A 16604-nucleotide genomic window follows, 5' to 3' on the forward strand; every position below is an offset into this window, starting at 1 on the left:
GTGAGCCGTTCGGCGCCCGCGGTGGCCGCCCGCGACCGCGAGGCCGAGCCGGACCAGGCCGCGGACCGGCGGGCCGAGGCGGCCGGGTCAGGTGGCGAAGGCCGGACCGGGCGGCCCTACCAGTCCCCGTCCTCGACCGGCTTGCCCGGCGCGTCCTTCAGGGGCGTCACCTGGCCGGGGGAGGGGGCCTGCCACGGGTCCAGATCATCCCCGAGCCACTCGCCGACCGCCTTGACGCCCCCCAGGGTGTCCGTCGGGGCGAGGTCCTCGGCATCGTCGTCGTAGTAGTCGTACCAGGGCAGGCCCGCCCGGGTGTACGCCGCCCGGTCCACCGGCGACGGCGGGGGCGCCTCGCCGGTGATCCGGCGCCACTCCGGGGGCGTCACCAGGTGCACGAACACCCGCCCGGCCGGTTCCTCGGCCCAGTCCTTGAGCGACCGGTCGTCCCGGTAGACCTCCTGCCGCATCGAGCCGCCGACGCCGAGCCCCATGGCCGCGGCGCGCCGCCGGGGCGCCGCGGCCGGGGGCGCAGGTGCGCCGAAGGCCATGGCGGGCGCGGGCGGCGGCGACCCCGGAGGGCCGCCGGGGGCCGGCGCGGCCACGGGCGCGGCCGCGCCGTAGCCGGGGAACGCCTCGGCCTGCCGCTCCCGCTCCCGGCGCCGCCACTCGGCGAGCACCTCGTCCTTCAGCGGGAACGACTGGAGCTGCACCCCGCCCCACACCTCCTCGCCGGTGACCTGGCCCTCCACGGTCGCCCCCAGCCCCAGCGGGACGGCGACGAACTGGCGGACCGTGCCCTTGCCGGAGTTGATGCCGTCCAGCCAGGGCTGACGGGGCAGCACCACATAGTTCTGCGGGCGCCGGGTCAGTCCGTTCCGCCACGGCTTGCCGGACACCGCGCACACCTTGCCCACGCCGACCTGGAGCGCGGCCGGCTCCGTCGTGCCGGCGAAACTCAGCCACATGGCCTCGCGCAGATACACCGGCAGCATCACGCCGCCGCGCTTCCGCCACTCCTCCGGCACCCGGTCGGCGAAGTCGGCCACCCGCCGGACCGGGAACTCGCCCAGTCCCGGCGGCAGCGGATGCGTGCCCTTCTCCGGCAGCCGCAGGGTGCGCACGAACCGGACCACCACCCCGCCCGGCAGCCGCAGACTGTTGCCGTCGATCCGGACCTCGGCACCGCTCATCCGCCCGCCCCTTCGCTTCCCGCGCCGGCTCACCCCGGCGCCTCACTCAGCGATAACGCTCACCGAACCCCGCGCGGTTCCGCCACAGCTCCTCCTGGACGCCGAGCCGGTCGCGCAGCCGGGCCATCCGGGGGAGCTTCGCCCGCTGCTCCCGGGAGACCCGGTCCAGCTCCTCCAGCAGGCGGCGGGTGCGGTGCTCGGTGTTCAGTTCGTCGATGATCCTGGTGGTCTCGGTCAGCACGGCCCCCAGCAGCTGCCAGTTCGTCCAGTCCTCGGCGATCTCCTCCCGGAGCAGCTCGCCCAGCCGGTCCCGGGTGCCCGCCGCCGTGTGCAGCTCGGCCGACAGCCGGGCCTCCGCCGACTCGGCGTTCTCGCTCAGATCGGTGGTCACCAGCACGGCGAAGCTGACCACCGCGTCGGCGATCTCCGACAGCAGCTGCTCCACGGTCGCCCCCACCCGGGCCGGGAACAGGTCCTCGGACCCCCGGGCCTTCGCCAGGTCCGTGAACGAACGGGCCAGCACCCGCAGCACCACCGTGCAGATCTCCAGCGTGTCCAGGCCGGTGCGCAGCACCACCCGGTGCAGCAGCCCCTCCTTCACCCGCGGATTGAGCCGCAGGCTGTCCTCGGCCTGCCGCAGCGCCGCGTCCACCCGGACGATGTCGTGGTCCAGCCGGCGGGCCTCGTGCAGCCGCTCGGCCGCCCGCTGCCAGGGGATCCGGCCCGCGGCCTCCTCACCCATCCGCAGCATCAGCTGCCGCACCCGCCGTGCCAGGTCCTCGATGGACTCGCCCGCCTTGTCCACCCAGACGGGCGGGGGCAGCAGCAGGTTGCAGGCGGTGCCGACGACCGCGCCGATCAGCGTCTCCACGATCCGCGCCCACGCGGTGAACCCGACCGTGGTGACCCCGAGCACCAGCATCGCGCTGATCGCCACCTCGGCCACGTACTCGTCGACACGCACCAGGTGCCCCACGGCCAGCGACGCGACGATCAGCAGCGCGAGGCTCCACCAGGTCAGGCCCACCAGCACGCTGAAGGCGATGGCGACCAGTACACCGGCCACCACAGAGTTCACCCGGCGGATGCCGTTGGTGAGCGTGGCGTAGAAGGTCACCTGGACGACCAGCAGCGCGGTCAGCGGTGCGGTGAGCGGGGCCGGCTCGGGGCTCAGCCGGAGCGCGATGACATAGGCGACCGTGGCGGCCGCGGCCGAGCGCAGTGTCTGGACGACCACGGGTTCCCGGCGGCGCCGCACCAGACGCAGCGCTCCCGTGGTCCACTTTCGTACGTCGAGCATCCCTTGGCCTGTTCCCACTCATCGGGTGCATCGAACGTGGCCGTTTGCAGGCTATTTCCGGTCGTGCGTGTTCGCGTAGGGCCAGGTGGCCGAGGCGTCACCCTCGGGCGCGGGCCTCACGGGGAAGCCGGCGCGCCCGTTGTGCAGCCGATAACCGGCCACCTTCGGGGAACCTCCGCACCGCACCTCCCGGCCGCGGCGGCGCCGCGCCTGGGAGGGAGCGGGGCGTGCGGGGGAGGGAGCCGGCGTGCGGGGGAGGGTGCGGGCGTGCCTGGGAAGGCGAGGGCGTGCCGGGAGGGTGCGGGCGTACCCGGGGCAGCAACAGCCAGGGCGTGCCCGGTGTGGGGCGAACGGTGATCACGCGTACAGCTTGTCCACGAAGGCGGACAGATTGTTCCTCGTGCGGGCGATCTGCTCCTCCAGGGTCAGGCTCTCCTCGAACCGGGCGCCCGACTCGGGGACCTTCCTGCCGCGCACGTACAGCGAACACGCCAGGTCCGTGCACATGTACAGCCCGACCGAGTTGCCCTCGCGGCCCGCCGCCCCGGCCTTCCGGGCGGTCATCAGCGACACCCCGCCGCCGGGATGCGTGGTCAGGCAGAGCGAGCACATGCTGCGGTGCAGGAAGCCGCGCTGCGAGGCCGGGAAGCGCAGGGCGATGCCGGCGAGCCCGCCGTCCCGTTCGGTGACCAGGTAGCTGCGGTCGGGGGCCCCGGGGTCGCGCCAGCCGAGGAAGTCCAGGTCGTCCCAGGGGCGTTCACCGAGATCACGCGGGACGGCCAGCCGCTTCGCCTCGCCCTTGGAGCAGTTGATGAACGAGTTGCGGATGTCCTGCTCGGTGAGCGACTTCATGGGAGGGGTCCTTCCGGATTCCATAGCTATTCGTACCTAGGGACCCTAGGTAGACAGCTATCGTATTTAGCCGAAGCGGGGTGGGCCAATGGATTTCCGGGGCGGGCCGCCGCCACACGCCCGCCGGGGACCGGGCCACGTCGCGGCGCGTGCGGTCTGCCCCCGCCGTACTGCCGTGCATGTCGGCGCCGTCCGCACCGCGGAGCAGGGAAGCCGGCGCCACCTGCGCGCGTCCCCGGCACCGGCACCTTCACGCGCCTCCGGGCATCGCCACCGCCCCGCTGCGCGTACCTCTCCGGTGCCGCCGCCCATGCGCGCGCCTCCAGCATCGGCGCCCTGCGCGCGCCTCCAGCATCGGCGCCCTGCGCGCGCCTCCGGCACCGGCACTCTGCGTGCATCTCCGGCACCCAGAACGCGCCGCCGCCGTTGCGTGCGTCTCCGGCCGGCACCGGCACCCTCGCGCGCCTCCGCAGCCGCTTGCGCGCGTCTCCGGCACCGGCGCCCTGCATGCGCCTCGGCGTTGCCCCCCTTGCGTGCATCTGCTGCACCGGCGCCGATGCCCTCCCCGTTTCCCCCGGTGCGCGCGCCGGCTACTCCTCCTCCGCCTCGGTTGCTCTCGCCTCCGGGGGCCAGACTCCGGGGGTCAGCACGCCGAAGGCGTAGGCGCGGGCGACCAGTTCGGTGCGGTTGGCCGCGCCCCACCGTGCCGACAGGCGCCGCAGGTGATAGGTGAGGCCGTCCTTGCTGAGGCCCAGTTCGCGGGCGGCGCGGGCGGAGGTCGCGCCCCCGGCCAGCAGTACCAGCACCTGCCGCTCCACCGCACTGACCCGCGCCGGCTCCGGCGCGGGTGCCGGGCGCTCGCCCAGCACGCGCAGCATCACCAGCAGCGCCGGCGTCTCGTGCACGCTGTCGCTCACCGGATCCGCCGTCAGCTCCCCGTGCCGCTCGGCCCCGCCGGGCGCGCGCCAGCACACCGACACCTGGTAGCGGGAGCGGTGCCGCAGCCGCAGCGCCTCGACGATCCGCTCCACCTGGGTCGCCTCCTGCGGCCGGAACAGCTCCAGCACCTGCCGGCCGCGCAGCCGGCCCGGGGTCGTACCGCACTCCGCGGCCATCGCCGGGTTCGCCAGCACCACCTGGCCGTACACGTCGCACACCGCGACCGGTACCGACACCCGGTCGAACACCATCAGCGCGCGGTTGCGCCACACCACCGCGTCGGCCTGCGCCGCTGCCATGCCACCTCCCGGGCCGCTGCCATGCCACCTTCCGGGCCGCCCCATGCCGCCTCCCGGTTGGTCGGCCGCCCGCCATCAAAGGGGAAGACGCAGGTCAGCGGCAACTCGACGGAGCGGACGGCCGTGCCCGCACGGGCCGGCCGAGACCCGGTGCGGCAGTTCGGCACGCCGGACGGGGCGTGCCCGTGCACCGTCGGCCCACCTGCGCAAGCCACGTGGTCCATGCGCCCGGCCTCGCGGTGTGCCCGTGCCGCCTCGGCAAGCCCCGCAAGCCGGCCGCCTCCGGTCCCCGACCCTCGGGGCTGCCCGTGCCGCCTCGGCAAACCCCGTGGCTCACGTGTCCGGACCTTCGGTGTGCCCCGTGCCGACTCACCCGGCCCCCCGCAAGCCGGCCGCCCCTCGTCCCGCCCTCGTGGCGTGCCCCTGCCGCCTCGGCCGACCCGCGCAAGCCCCGGCGTCCACTTTCCACTGCACGATCGTGTAGTGCCGTGGCGTAGGCGCGGTCTGCCCGTCGACCACCCTGGAAGCCGTACGTCCGCCTCCACGAAAGGCAGTTGTCGCGTCATGCCCCCCACCGCACCGCACCCCGAGCCGTCCGGCACCCTGCCCGGCATCCCCGTCGTGGACATCACCGCCACCGGCCCCGGCCGCACCCCCATCCAGCAGGTCATGGAGCTCATGCGGACCCACGGCCCGGTGCTGGTGCGCCGGCTGCACGGCCGGGACGCGATGTTCGTCGCCGACGCGGACCTGGTAGCCGACCTGGCCGACGAGGAGCGGTTCGCCAAACACATCGGCCCCGCCCTGGAGAACGTACGGGAGTTCGCCGCCGACGGCCTGTTCACGGCGTACAACGACGAACCCAACTGGGCCAAGGCGCACGACATCCTGATGCCCGCCTTCGCCCTCGGCTCGATGCGCACCTACCACCCCGCGATGCTGCGGGTGGCGCGGCGGCTCATCGACTCCTGGGACCGCGCGGCCCTGGACGGACGGCCCGTAGACGTGCCCGAGGACATGACCCGCATGACGCTGGACACGATCGGACTGGCGGGGTTCGACTACGACTTCGGCTCCTTCGAACGCGACGAACCGCATCCCTTCGTGCGGTCGATGGTCCGCTGCCTGGAGTGGAGCATGGCCCGTCCGGCCCGCACCCCGGGCGAGGACCACTCGGCGGCCGACGCGTCCTTCCGGGCCGACGCCGGCTACCTCGCCCAGGTCGTGGACGACGTCATCGCCGCCCGCACCGGCACCGACCAGAGCGGCGCCGAGGATCTGCTCGGGCTGATGCTCAGCGCCCCGCACCCGGCCGAGGGCACCACCCTGGACGCGGCCAACATCCGCAACCAGGTCATCACCTTCCTGATCGCCGGTCACGAGACCACCTCCGGCGCGATGTCCTTCGCCCTGTACTACCTCGCCAAACACCCCGCCGTACTCCGGCTCGTGCAGCGCGAGGCCGACGCGCTGTGGGGCGACACGCCCGACCCGGAGCCGACGTACGACGACATCGGCCGGCTCACCTACACCCGCCAGGTCCTCAACGAGGCGCTGCGGCTGTGGCCGACGGCCGCCGCGTTCAGCCGGCACGCCCGCGAGGACACCCTGCTCGGCGGCCGGATCCCGCTGCGCGCCGGACAGGCCGTCACCGTGCTCGCGCCCATGCTGCACCGCCGGCCCGTCTGGGGCGACAACCCGGAGCTGTTCGACCCCGAGCGGTTCACCCCGGAGGCCGAGGCGGCCCGCCCCGTGCACGCGTTCAAGCCGTTCGGCACCGGTGAACGCGCCTGCATCGGGCGGCAGTTCGCGCTGCACGAGGCGACTATGCTGCTCGCCCTGCTGGTCCACCGCTACCGGCTGCACGACCACACCGGCTACCGGCTCACCGTGAAGGAGACCCTGACCCTCAAGCCCGAGGGCTTCACCCTCACGCTCACCCCGCGCACCCCGGACGACCGCCGCCACGCCCCGCTGCCCGGCGCCGCTCCCGCGCAGGCCGCGCAGCCCCCGGCCCCGGACGCCCTCCCGGCCCGGGTCCGCCCCGGCACCCGCGCCCTGTTCCTGCACGGCAGCAACTACGGCACCTGCCGGGACTTCGCCGCCCGACTCGCCGACGAGGCCGCGGCCGTCGGCTGCGCCACCGAGGTAGCCGCCCTGGACGCCTACGCGGACGGCCTGCCCACCGACCGGCCCGTCGTCATCACCGCCGCCTCCTACAACGGCCGCCCCACCGACGACGCCGTCGCGTTCACCGCCTGGCTCGACGGCACCCCCGACCTGACCGGCGTCACCTACGCCGTCCTCGGCGTCGGCGACCGCAACTGGGCCGCCACCTACCAGCAGGTCCCCACGCGCGTCGACGCCCGGCTCGCCGAACTCGGAGCCGCCCGGCTCACCGACCGCGCCGCCGCCGACGCCTCCGGCGATCTCACCGGCACCGTAGGGGAGTTCACGACCCGGCTGCGCACCGCGCTCCTCCAGAGGTACGGCGACCCCGACGCCGGGACCGACACCCCGGCCGAGCCCGCCCACGCCTACGCGGTGCGCACCCTCACCGGGGGCCCGCTGGACGCCCTCGCCGAACGGCACGGCCTGGTCCCGATGACGGTCACCGAGGCGTACGACCTCACCGCCCCGGACCACCCGCGCACCAAGCGGTTCCTGCGCATCGCCCTGCCCGAGGGCGTCACCTACCGCACCGCCGACCACCTGACCGTGCTGCCCGCCAACGCCCCGGAGCCGGTGGACCGCGCCCTCGCCGCGTTCGGCCTCGAGGCGGACGCCGTCCTGGACATCCGGCCCACCCGCCCCCGCCCGAACGCGGCGGAGCGGGCCGGCGGGCTCGCCGTCGACCGCCCGTTGACGGCACGTGAACTCCTCACGCTCCATGTTGAGTTGCAGGAACGGCCGACACAGCGGCAGCGTGACCTCCTCGCCGAGGCCAACCCCTGCCCGCCCGAGCGTGCCGCCCTCGCCGCCCTGACCGGCGACGATCCGCGCACCCTGGTCGAGCTGGCCGAGGACCACCCGGCGCTGCGCGGTGCCCTCGGCTGGCCGCTCCTGCTCGACCTGCTGACTCCGCTGCGCCCCCGCCACTACTCCATCTCCTCCGCGCCCGCGGCCGGCCCCCGCCACGCGGACCTCATGGTGTCCGTGCTCGACGCCCCCGCCCGGTCCGGCAAGGGCCGGTACCGCGGCACCGGATCCGGCCACCTCGCCTCCCTGCGGCCCGGCGACACCGTGTACGCCCGCGTCCAGCCCTGCCGCGAGGCGTTCCGGATCGACGGCTCGGCACCGGTCGTGATGGTCGCCGCGGGCACCGGGCTCGCGCCGTTCCGTGGTGCCGTCGCCGACCGCCTGGCCACCCGCCGCGCGGGCGCCGAACTCCCTTCCGCGCTCCTCTACTTCGGCTGCGACGCCCCCGGCGCCGACTATCTGCACGCCGACGAACTGCGGGCTGCCGAGCGGGCCGGAGCCGTGTCCCTGCGCCCCGCCTTCAGTGCCGCCCCCGAGAACGGCGCCGCCTTCGTCCAGCACCGCATCGCCGCCGAGGCCGACGAGGTGTGGCGGCTGCTCACGGCCGGGGCGCGGGTCTACGTCTGCGGCGACGGCGCCCGCATGGCACCCGGCGTCCGCGAGGCGTTCCGTACCCTGTACCGGGAACGCACCCCCGGCACCGACGAGACGGCTGCCCAGAGGTGGCTCGACACGCTGGTGGCGGACGGGCGCTACGTGGAGGACGTCTACGCGGCGGGCTGAGCCGCGGGGGAGGCGCACGGTGGGCGACGCGGAGGAGCGGGCGCGACGAGCCTCGGACGCGACGGGCACACCGCCCGCCCGCCGCGCGCCCCCTCGGCGACGGCCCCAGCCCGCCCGGCCGCCGTGCGCCCCTCGGCGACGGCCCCAGGCCCGCCCGCCCGCCGTGCGCCCCTCGGCGACGGTCCCGCGCCGCCGTGGACGGCATCCGGTGACGCCCCTCTTTGCTCATGGCGTGAACTAAGGTTTGTGGGAATGTCGCGCCCCGGCTGCCCGAAGGGGTATGTTGCAGGTCGGGCACGGTTCGTGAAGGGAGCCACATGGCGGGGCGCAACGGGCGCACGGTACGCGACCTGAGACGAGGCAACCGCACGGCGGTGCTCCAGCGGCTGTACTTCGACGGCCCGCTCAGCCGATTCGAGCTGGGCCCGGCCACCGGACTCAGCTCCGGCTCGGTCAGCAACGTGGTCGCGGACCTGATCGCCGACGGGCTGGTCGAGGAGGCCGGCAGCGTCGACTCCGACGGCGGCCGGCCCCGCACCCTGCTGCGCGTCGCCCCGCACAGCGGCCAGATGATCGGCGTCGACGTGGGCGAGACCCGCGTCCGGGTCGAGCTGTTCGACCTGGCCCTGACCGAACTCGCCCGCGTCGAGCGCCCCCTGGCACCGCAGGGCTACGACGCCGAGGTCATCGCCGGCCACATCCGCGACGGCGTCGCCGAGGTCCTCACCGCCGAGGAGGCCGCCCCCGACCGGCTGCTCGGCGTGGGCATCGGCGTCCCCGGCATCGTCGAGCACACCCCGGACCGGGGCGCCGTCGTCCACGGCCAGACCATCGGCTGGGACGCGGTCCCGCTGGAGCGGCTGCTCCGCTCGTCCTCCCCGCTCCCCGAGGGGGTGCCGTACTTCATCGACAACGGCGCCAAGACCCTCGGCCAGGCGGAGATGTGGTTCGGCGCGGGGCGCGGCGCCCGCAACGCCGTGGTCGTGCTCTTCGGCTCCGGTGTCGGCGCCTGCCTGGTCACCCCCGAGGTGGAGCACGGCCGGGCCGTGGAGTGGGGCCACCTGACGGTACGGGTACGCGGGCGCCGCTGCCGCTGCGGTGCCCCCGGCTGCCTGGAGGCCTACGCCGGCGCCGAGTCGCTGCTCGCCCGCTGGCGCGAGGAGGGCGGCCGGCCGCCGGAGGGCACGGACGAGGAGACCGCGCTCACCGCGATGCTCGCCGCCGCCTACCCGTCCGAGGGCACCGCACCCGACCCGGTCGCGCTGGCCGTCCTGGAGGAGACCGCCGAGTACCTCGGCGCCGGCCTGTCCGACCTGATCAACCTCTTCCAGCCCGAGCGCATCCTCATCGGCGGCTGGGCCGGGCTCCAGCTCGGCACGCGCTTCCTGCCGGCCGTCCGCCGGCACGCGGCGACGTACGCGCTGCGCCATCCGGCCGACAAGGTGACCATCGACCTCGGCCGGCTCGGCCCGGACGCGGTCACCGTCGGCGCCGCGATCCTGCCGCTGGCCGACTTCTTCGCCGGCGGCGGCCGGCGCCCCGAGCCGGCCACCCAGGACCGGCTGCCCGCCTGGCGGGCGGCGCTCCGCGAACGCGCCCCGCACTGAGGGAACTTAGCGGCGCCGCCGGTGCCGGGCCCACCCAGGGTCCTTCGTCCAGACCCGGCCGGATCAGGGAGCGGGGCCGGCGATGGGGGCACCTCCCTGCCTGCCGCCCCGGACGCGTGATCCGGCCGCCGACGGTGCAGGGGCCGCGCAGTATCGTCGGGAGTCCTGGGCGCGGCCACTCGCCCGCGGCCCAGGGGCGGGGCGGCCCGCTTGGCACCACGGTCTCGCGCCATCCGCAGCTCGGACGAAGGGGATACCGCACATGAACGCTGACACCGGCCGACCTACCTTCCTGCTGGTCCACGGAGGCTGGCACGGAGCCTGGTGCTGGGACCCCGTACGCGCCGCGCTCGACGCCGACGGTTGGCGGTCCCATGCCGTCGACCTGCCCAGCGCCAATCCCCCGGCCGGCCGGCCCGACGGCGCCCGGCCGGTGGGCATGCTGGACGACGCGGATGCCATCCGGGACAGCCTCCGGCGCATCGACGGTCCGGTGGTGGTGATCGCCCACTCCTACGGCGGCGTCCCCACCACGGAGGCCATCGCGGACGCCGCGAACGTCGTAGAGGCGGTGTACCTCGCCGGTTTCCAACTGGACGAGGGCGAGAGCGTCTTCACGTTCCTCGGAAAGCCCGTGCCGGACGACGGCACGGACCTCGCCCCGCCGTACGAGGCCGCCCCGCGGATACTCTTCCACGACGTGCCCGAGGCCGATACCGCCCGTGCCGTGGCGCGGCTGCGCCCGCAGAGCTTACGGTCCTTCACGGAGAAGGTGACCACGGCAGGATGGCGCACCGTGCCCTCCAGCTACGTCGTCTGCGACCGCGACCAGGCGCTCGACCCGTCCCGGCAACGCGAACTCGCCACACGCGCCGATTCCGTCCACCGGCTGCCGAGCAGCCACTCGCCGTTCCTCTCCATGCCCCGGCAACTCGCCACTCTCCTCGGCCGGATCGCCACCTCCGCCCTCTCCGCCCCCTGACAGCGGTGGGGATGTCGCTGAGCCGGCCGAGCGGTGCCGTGATCAGGACGACCAGGACGCCGGAGAAGGGCGGCGTCCAGTTCCCGGGAGCCGTAGGGGCGGGTGAAGGTGTTGCGATGATTCGCCCCGTCCCGGCCGGCTAGGCCGTCGGCTCCTCCGGCGTCGGGTGTTCGGGGTGCACGGTGCCCGACCGGGGGGCGCCGCGCGGACCCGTTCCGGCCTCGTCCGGGTCCGGCGCCGCCTCCTCGTCCGGCTCGTCGTCGGCCGCACGCCCCGAGGCGACGTCCCACGGGTCCGCGTCCTGACGGGCCTGCTGATCGGGCATGTCCCTGGGCACCGGAGCCCCGCCGGATCCGGACCCGCCACCGGGTCCCTGCTCTCGCTGCACGGCCATGGTCTCGTTCACTCCTCCGTCACAAGGGGATGCGGTCGGTTCAGCCGACCTTCCGCCCCCGCATCGGCTCGGTCTCCATCCCGCCGCCCTGCCGCAGGCCCTCCAGGAACTCCTGGATCACCTCGGTGGAGGCGCGCCGGGGCTGCCAGCCCAGCTCGGTACGCGCCCGCGTACAGTCCATCAGCGGCAGTCGCAGCACGGCGTCGAACAGGTGCGGGGAGGCCGGCAGCAGGTGCAGCCCCCAGGCGGCGGCGATCGCCGAGCGGGCCGCCGTACGCGGCAGCCGCACCGGCCGGGCACCGAGCAGCCCGGCGAGCACACCGGCGTCCAGCGGGGGATCGGCGGCCAGGTTGAACGCGCCCCGGGCGGTCTCCGAGTGCACCGCGAGCCGGTAGGCCTCGGCGGCGTCGTCCGTGTGCAGCGCCTGCACCCTGAGGCCCGGGACGTCCGGCAGGAACGGCAGCAGGTCCGGCCGGGCCAGCGGACCGGGCAGGAAGCGCCCGCCGAAGATGCGCCGCTGTTCGCTCGCCGACTGCCACTTGAACAGGAACGCCGGGCGCATCCGGACCACCCGCACCTCGGGGTGGTCGCGCTCGAACACGTCCAGGGTGCGCTCCAGGTACGCCTTCTCGCGGCAGTACGCGGCGTCCGGCCAGCCGTGCGTCGGCCAGGACTCGTCCACCGGGCGGTCCTTCGGCCCCGGCGAGTACGCCCCGACGGAGGAGGCGTGCACCAGCACCGGAACCCGGGCCGCGGCGACCGCCTCGAACACCCGGATGCCGCCGAGCACATTGGTCCGCCAGGTGGTGGCCGGATCGTGCGTCGGCTGGAACGCCCAGGCCAGATGGATCACCGCGTCGGCGCCCTCGAACCGCTCGGCGAGGTTCTCCCCGTCCGAGGCCAGGTCGACGGCGGACCACTCGGTCTTCGCCGGCGACCATTCGGGCGTCCGCCGGGCCAGTCCCCGCACCGACTTGATGCCGGGATCCTCCGAGAGCAGGCGCACCACACTCGTCCCGACATTGCCGGTGGCGCCTGTCACGATCACCCTGCTGCCCGCTGAGCTGCTCACCTTCGGCTCCTCTCGTCGGCACGGCGGAGGCTGCGACGATCGGCCGGGTACCCGGGCGCCGGTCCGGCACACGCGGCCCCAGGTCCGGCACACGCGGCCCCCGGTCCGGCAGGCGGGCGCCGGGCCGGCGCACGCGGCGCCGTCCGCGCAGGGAGCATGAGAGAGCCCCGGCCGTGACGGGGGAATCACGACCGGGGCGGTCAGGGGGTGGGCGCGGATGGCGGTCGCCTCTCGGCGAAAGGCTCCACAGGGCTTCAGCCGAACGATCGTCCCTGTGGGCAAAAGGTGAGGCCCGGGGACACTGTCCCATCCGCACCCACGGTTTGTTCAACGGGCAACCACCTCGTGGTGTTCCGGCCCCGTCCGTGACCTGCGTCACCCGGGAGGGGCGGGTCAGGCGAGCGGGCTCCCGGCCAGCCGCGCCAGCAGATCGGCCGGGTCGGCGTAGACCGCCTCCGCCCCCGCCTCCTCCAGGTCGGCCCGGGGGATCCCGCCGCACAGCACGCCCACGCAGCGCACCCCCGCCTTGCCGCCCGCCTGCATGTCCCACACGGTGTCCCCGACGAACACCGCCCGCGAGGCCGGCACCCCGGCCAGCTCCAGCGCGTGTTCCACGGGCTCGGGGGCCGGCTTGCCCTCCTGCACGTCCTCGGCGCTCGCCGTGCCCGCGATGGCGTCGTCCGCGTCGATCGCCCGGCGCAGCGCGCCCAGTTCGGCACCGCTCGCCGAGGTCGCGAGGACCACCGTCCAGCCGTCCCCGTGCAGCCGCCGCAGCAGTTCCCCGGCGCCCGGCAGGGCGGAGAGCCGGTCGAAGTACTGGCCGTACAACGCCTTGTGCGCGGCGCTCAGCTCGCCGTCCCGGTCCGGGTCGCGGTCGTCGCCCAGCAGGTGGGCGATCAGGTCCGCGGAGCCCAGGCCGACGGCCCGGTGCACGGCGTGCATGGGCACGTCGTGCCCGGCCTGGCGCAACGCCTCCCACCAGGTGACGACGTGCAGGTGATTGGTGTCGACGAGGGTTCCGTCGACGTCGAAGACGGCGGCTCGGTCCATGCGGGGTCCTTTCCTGGCTCTCGCTGGCAGCCGGGTACCACGCCGGGCAGGTCAGGAACCCACCGCCCGCGCCGGTACCCGGCCCTCCCGGGTCCAGCCCAGCAGCTCCTCGGCCGACCAGGTGGTCACCACCCGCCCGGACGGCACCCCGCACTCCTCGGCCCGGGCGCAGCCGAGGATCTGCCAGTCCAGCTGGCCGGGCGCGTGCGCGTCGGTGTCGACCGAGAACAGCACACCCGCCTCGACCGCCCGGCGCAGCAGCCGGCGCGGCGGGTCCAGCCGCTCCGGACGGCTGTTGATCTCCACGGCCGTCCCCGACTCGGCGCACGCGGCGAACACCTCGTCCGCGTCGAACTGCGATTCCGGCCGTCCCCGGCCCGTCACCAGGCGCCCGGTGCAGTGGCCGAGGACGTCGGCGTGCGGATTGCGCACGGCGGCCACCATCCGGCGGGTCATGGACCGGGCGTCCATCCGCAGCTTGGAGTGCACCGACACCACCACCACGTCCAGCCGCTGGAGCAGCTCCGGTTCCTGGTCCAGGGAGCCGTCGTCGAGGATGTCGCACTCGATGCCGGTGAACAGCCGGAACGGCGCCCACCGCGCGTTCAGGTCCGCCACCGCGGCCAGCTGCTCGCGCAGCCGCTCGGCCGACAGACCGCGCGCCACGGTCAGCCGTGGCGAGTGGTCGGTGAGCACGGTCCACTCGTGCCCCAGCTCGGCCGCCGCCCGCCCCATCTCCTCGATCGGGCTGCCGCCGTCGGACCAGTCCGAGTGCGTGTGGCAGTCCCCGCGGATCAGCGCCCGCAGACCGGCACCGGCCACGTCCGCGCCGAGCGGGGCGCCGGCCTCCGCCTCCAGCTTGCGCAGGTAACCGGGCACCTCACCGGCCAGCGCCTCCCGCACCACCTGCGCGGTCTTCGGCCCGACCCCCTTGAGCGACTCCAGCGTCCCCTCCGCCGCCCGCTCGGCGACCTCGTCCTCCGGCAGCGCGGCGAGCACCCGGGCGGCGGTCCGGAACGCCTTCACCCGGTACGTGGGTGCGAGGGCCCGCTCCAGCAGGAAGGCGATCCGCTCCAGCGCGACGACAGGTTCCATGGAACCAAGGTTCACATCCAGCGCCCGCAGGGGGCGCGGGGAACCGCGCGACGAGCCGCCGGTCACCCGCGGTCGGCGACGCGCCGCCCGTCCACGGCGGAACCGTTCGCCTCCCGTCCCCGGCGGACCCCGTCTGCCCGTCCCGCCCCTGGAGGGCCCCGTTTGCCGTCCCCGCCCCCGGGTACTGCGATGCCCACACCCACGGGAGGAGCCGGCCATGCCGAGCGCAGCGATCGTCACGGGCGCGGACAGCGGCATCGGCCGCGCCACCGCCGTACGCCTGGCCGAGGCCGGCCTGGACATCGGCATCACCTGGCACTCCGACGAGAAGGGCGCCGAGCGGACGGCCGAGGAGGTCCGCGCGCACGGCCGCCGGGCCGCCGTGGCACAGCTGGACCTGACCCGGCTGCCCGGGGCCGCCGACACCGTGGACGCCCTGTGCGAGGAGCTGGGCCGGATCGACGTCCTGGTCAACAACGCCGGTACGGGCACCATGACGCCCTTCCTCGACCTTACCCTGGCGGATGTGCGCCGGGTCCTGGACGTCGACCTCGTCGGCCCCTTCCTGCTCGGCCAGCGGGCCGCGCGGCGCATGATCCGGCAGGGCGACGGCGGCCGGATCGTCAACGTCACCTCCGTGCACGAGCACCAGCCCCGGGTCGGCGCGGCCCCGTACTGCGCGGCCAAGGGCGGGCTCGGGCTGCTCACCCAGGTGATGGCCCTGGAGCTGGCCGAGCACGGCATCACGGTGAACGCGGTCGCACCCGGCGAGATCGCCACCCCGATGACCGGCCAGGAGGACACCGACGTGCACACCGAGCGCCGCCCCGGCGTGCCGCTCGGCCGCCCCGGTGACGCCCGCGAGGTCGCCGCGGTGATCGCGTTCCTCGCGAGCCCGGACGCCTCCTACGTCACCGGCGCCTCCTGGAGCGTCGACGGCGGCATGCTGCGGATGGGCCCGCAGGCCGGGTCCCATCTGACCGGCGACGACTGGCGCAGGCCCTGAGGCCCCGGTGCGACTGCGGACCAGCGACTGCGACGGCCCCGGCTACGGACGCGTCCGCAGCGGCCGGGGCTTCCGCTACACCGACGCCACCGGCGGCCGCCTCACCGACCCCGGGCAGGTCGCCCGCATCCGCGCCCTGACCATCCCGCCCGCCTGGCGTGACGTGTGGATCTGCCCCTGGCCCAACGGTCACCTCCAGGCCGTGGGCACCGACGCCGCCGGGCGCCGCCAGTACCTGTACCACGAGCAGTTCCGGGCCGAGCAGGAGAAGGCCAAGCACGAGCACGTACGACAGGTCGCGCGGGCCCTGCCCGAGCTGCGCGCCCAGGTGGCCGCCGACCTGGGCGGACGCGGGCTGAGCCGGGACCGGGTCACCGCCTGCGCGGTACGCCTGCTCGACCTCGGCTTCTTCCGCGTCGGCAGCGACCGGCACACCCGTACCAGCGAGACCTACGGCCTGACGACCATGCTCCGCGAGCACGTCAGCTGCGCCCGCGGCGAGGTCATGTTCAGCTTCCCGGCCAAGGGAGGCGTCGAGACGGTGCGCGCCCTCGTCGACGACCAGGTGCGGACCGTCACCCACGCCCTGCTGCGCCGCCCGCGCGGCGGGGAGCGCTTCCTCGCCTTCCACGAGCGCGGCGCCTGGCACGACCTGCACAGCGACGACCTCAACGAGGCCCTGCGCCGGCTGTCCGGCACCGATGTCACCGCCAAGGACTTCCGCACCTGGCACGCCACCGTGCTGGCCGCCGTCGCGGTCGCCGTGGTCACGCACGGCGCCCGCGCCAGCGACGCCGCCCGGCGGCGGCAGACCGCCCGGGCCGTTCGCGAGGTCAGCCACTACCTGGGAAACACGCCCGCGGTGTGCCGGGCCTCGTACATCGATCCGAAGGTCTTCGAACTGTTCGAGCAGGGCGTGACCATCACCCCCGTGCTCACCCGGCTGGGCGAACACGGGGACTTCGGCCGCCCGGCCACGCAGGGGGCCGTCGAAGCCGCCGTCCTGGATCTTCTGGACGGCTCCGGTGGATGACCCGTCGGGGCGGGTTGCGTTCT

General features: G+C 74.9%; 13 protein-coding genes. 5 read left to right on the forward strand and 8 right to left on the reverse strand.

Annotated elements, in window-relative coordinates:
* Positions 1 to 116: 116 nt before the first annotated feature.
* The 4 genes from JK361_RS05065 to JK361_RS05080 form a co-directional block, all read right to left on the reverse strand.
* Positions 117 to 1190, reverse strand: coding sequence for a hypothetical protein (locus tag JK361_RS05065; RefSeq protein ID WP_201814439.1), 1074 nt, complete (start codon positions 1188 to 1190; stop codon positions 117 to 119).
* 46 nt (positions 1191 to 1236) lie between these two features.
* Positions 1237 to 2490, reverse strand: a complete 1254-nt coding sequence (locus JK361_RS05070; protein WP_201814440.1) for an FUSC family protein — start codon at positions 2488 to 2490, stop codon at positions 1237 to 1239.
* Positions 2491 to 2847: 357 nt separating this feature from the next.
* A complete protein-coding gene (locus JK361_RS05075) occupies positions 2848 to 3342 on the reverse strand; it encodes an FBP domain-containing protein (RefSeq protein ID WP_201814441.1) in 495 nt (164 codons plus the stop codon).
* A 590-nt stretch (positions 3343 to 3932) separates the two neighbouring features.
* Positions 3933 to 4580 (reverse strand): PAS domain-containing protein, encoded by a 648-nt coding sequence (locus JK361_RS05080; protein WP_201814442.1) that lies wholly within the window; start codon positions 4578 to 4580, stop codon positions 3933 to 3935.
* A gap of 564 nt (positions 4581 to 5144) precedes the next feature.
* On the opposite strand from JK361_RS05080, the gene JK361_RS05085 reads away from it, so the two are divergent.
* From JK361_RS05085 to JK361_RS05095, 3 genes are all read left to right on the forward strand, one after another.
* Positions 5145 to 8342, forward strand: coding sequence for a bifunctional cytochrome P450/NADPH--P450 reductase (locus tag JK361_RS05085; protein ID WP_201814443.1), 3198 nt, complete (start codon positions 5145 to 5147; stop codon positions 8340 to 8342).
* A gap of 317 nt (positions 8343 to 8659) precedes the next feature.
* Positions 8660 to 9949 (forward strand): ROK family transcriptional regulator, encoded by a 1290-nt coding sequence (locus tag JK361_RS05090; protein WP_201814444.1) that lies wholly within the window; start codon positions 8660 to 8662, stop codon positions 9947 to 9949.
* A 262-nt stretch (positions 9950 to 10211) separates the two neighbouring features.
* Positions 10212 to 10931 carry an alpha/beta fold hydrolase gene (locus JK361_RS05095; RefSeq protein ID WP_201814445.1) on the forward strand — a complete coding sequence of 240 codons (720 nt, stop codon included), beginning with the start codon at positions 10212 to 10214 and terminating at the stop codon, positions 10929 to 10931.
* Positions 10932 to 11070: 139 nt separating this feature from the next.
* Here the strand turns inward: JK361_RS05095 and JK361_RS05100 are convergent, their stop codons facing one another.
* From JK361_RS05100 to JK361_RS05115, 4 genes are all read right to left on the reverse strand, one after another.
* A complete protein-coding gene (locus JK361_RS05100) occupies positions 11071 to 11325 on the reverse strand; it encodes a hypothetical protein (RefSeq protein WP_201814446.1) in 255 nt (84 codons plus the stop codon).
* Between the two features lie 40 nt (positions 11326 to 11365).
* Positions 11366 to 12397 (reverse strand): SDR family oxidoreductase, encoded by a 1032-nt coding sequence (locus JK361_RS05105; protein WP_201814447.1) that lies wholly within the window; start codon positions 12395 to 12397, stop codon positions 11366 to 11368.
* A gap of 393 nt (positions 12398 to 12790) precedes the next feature.
* Positions 12791 to 13447 carry an HAD family hydrolase gene (locus tag JK361_RS05110; protein WP_201814448.1) on the reverse strand — a complete coding sequence of 219 codons (657 nt, stop codon included), beginning with the start codon at positions 13445 to 13447 and terminating at the stop codon, positions 12791 to 12793.
* A 51-nt stretch (positions 13448 to 13498) separates the two neighbouring features.
* Positions 13499 to 14542: a PHP domain-containing protein gene (locus tag JK361_RS05115; protein ID WP_201814449.1), complete on the reverse strand. Its 1044-nt coding sequence runs from the start codon at positions 14540 to 14542 to the stop codon at positions 13499 to 13501.
* A gap of 217 nt (positions 14543 to 14759) precedes the next feature.
* Here JK361_RS05115 and JK361_RS05120 point away from each other — a divergent pair, with 217 nt between their 5' ends.
* Both JK361_RS05120 and JK361_RS05125 read left to right on the forward strand, forming a co-directional pair.
* Positions 14760 to 15548, forward strand: coding sequence for an SDR family oxidoreductase (locus tag JK361_RS05120; RefSeq protein ID WP_201814450.1), 789 nt, complete (start codon positions 14760 to 14762; stop codon positions 15546 to 15548).
* A gap of 7 nt (positions 15549 to 15555) precedes the next feature.
* Complete coding sequence (locus JK361_RS05125; protein ID WP_201814451.1) at positions 15556 to 16581, forward strand: DNA topoisomerase IB; 1026 nt, start codon at positions 15556 to 15558, stop codon at positions 16579 to 16581.
* Positions 16582 to 16604: the final 23 nt, after the last annotated feature.

Origin of the sequence: Streptomyces musisoli, from assembly GCF_016741855.1 — a bacterium.
Classification (GTDB): domain Bacteria; phylum Actinomycetota; class Actinomycetes; order Streptomycetales; family Streptomycetaceae; genus Streptomyces; species Streptomyces musisoli.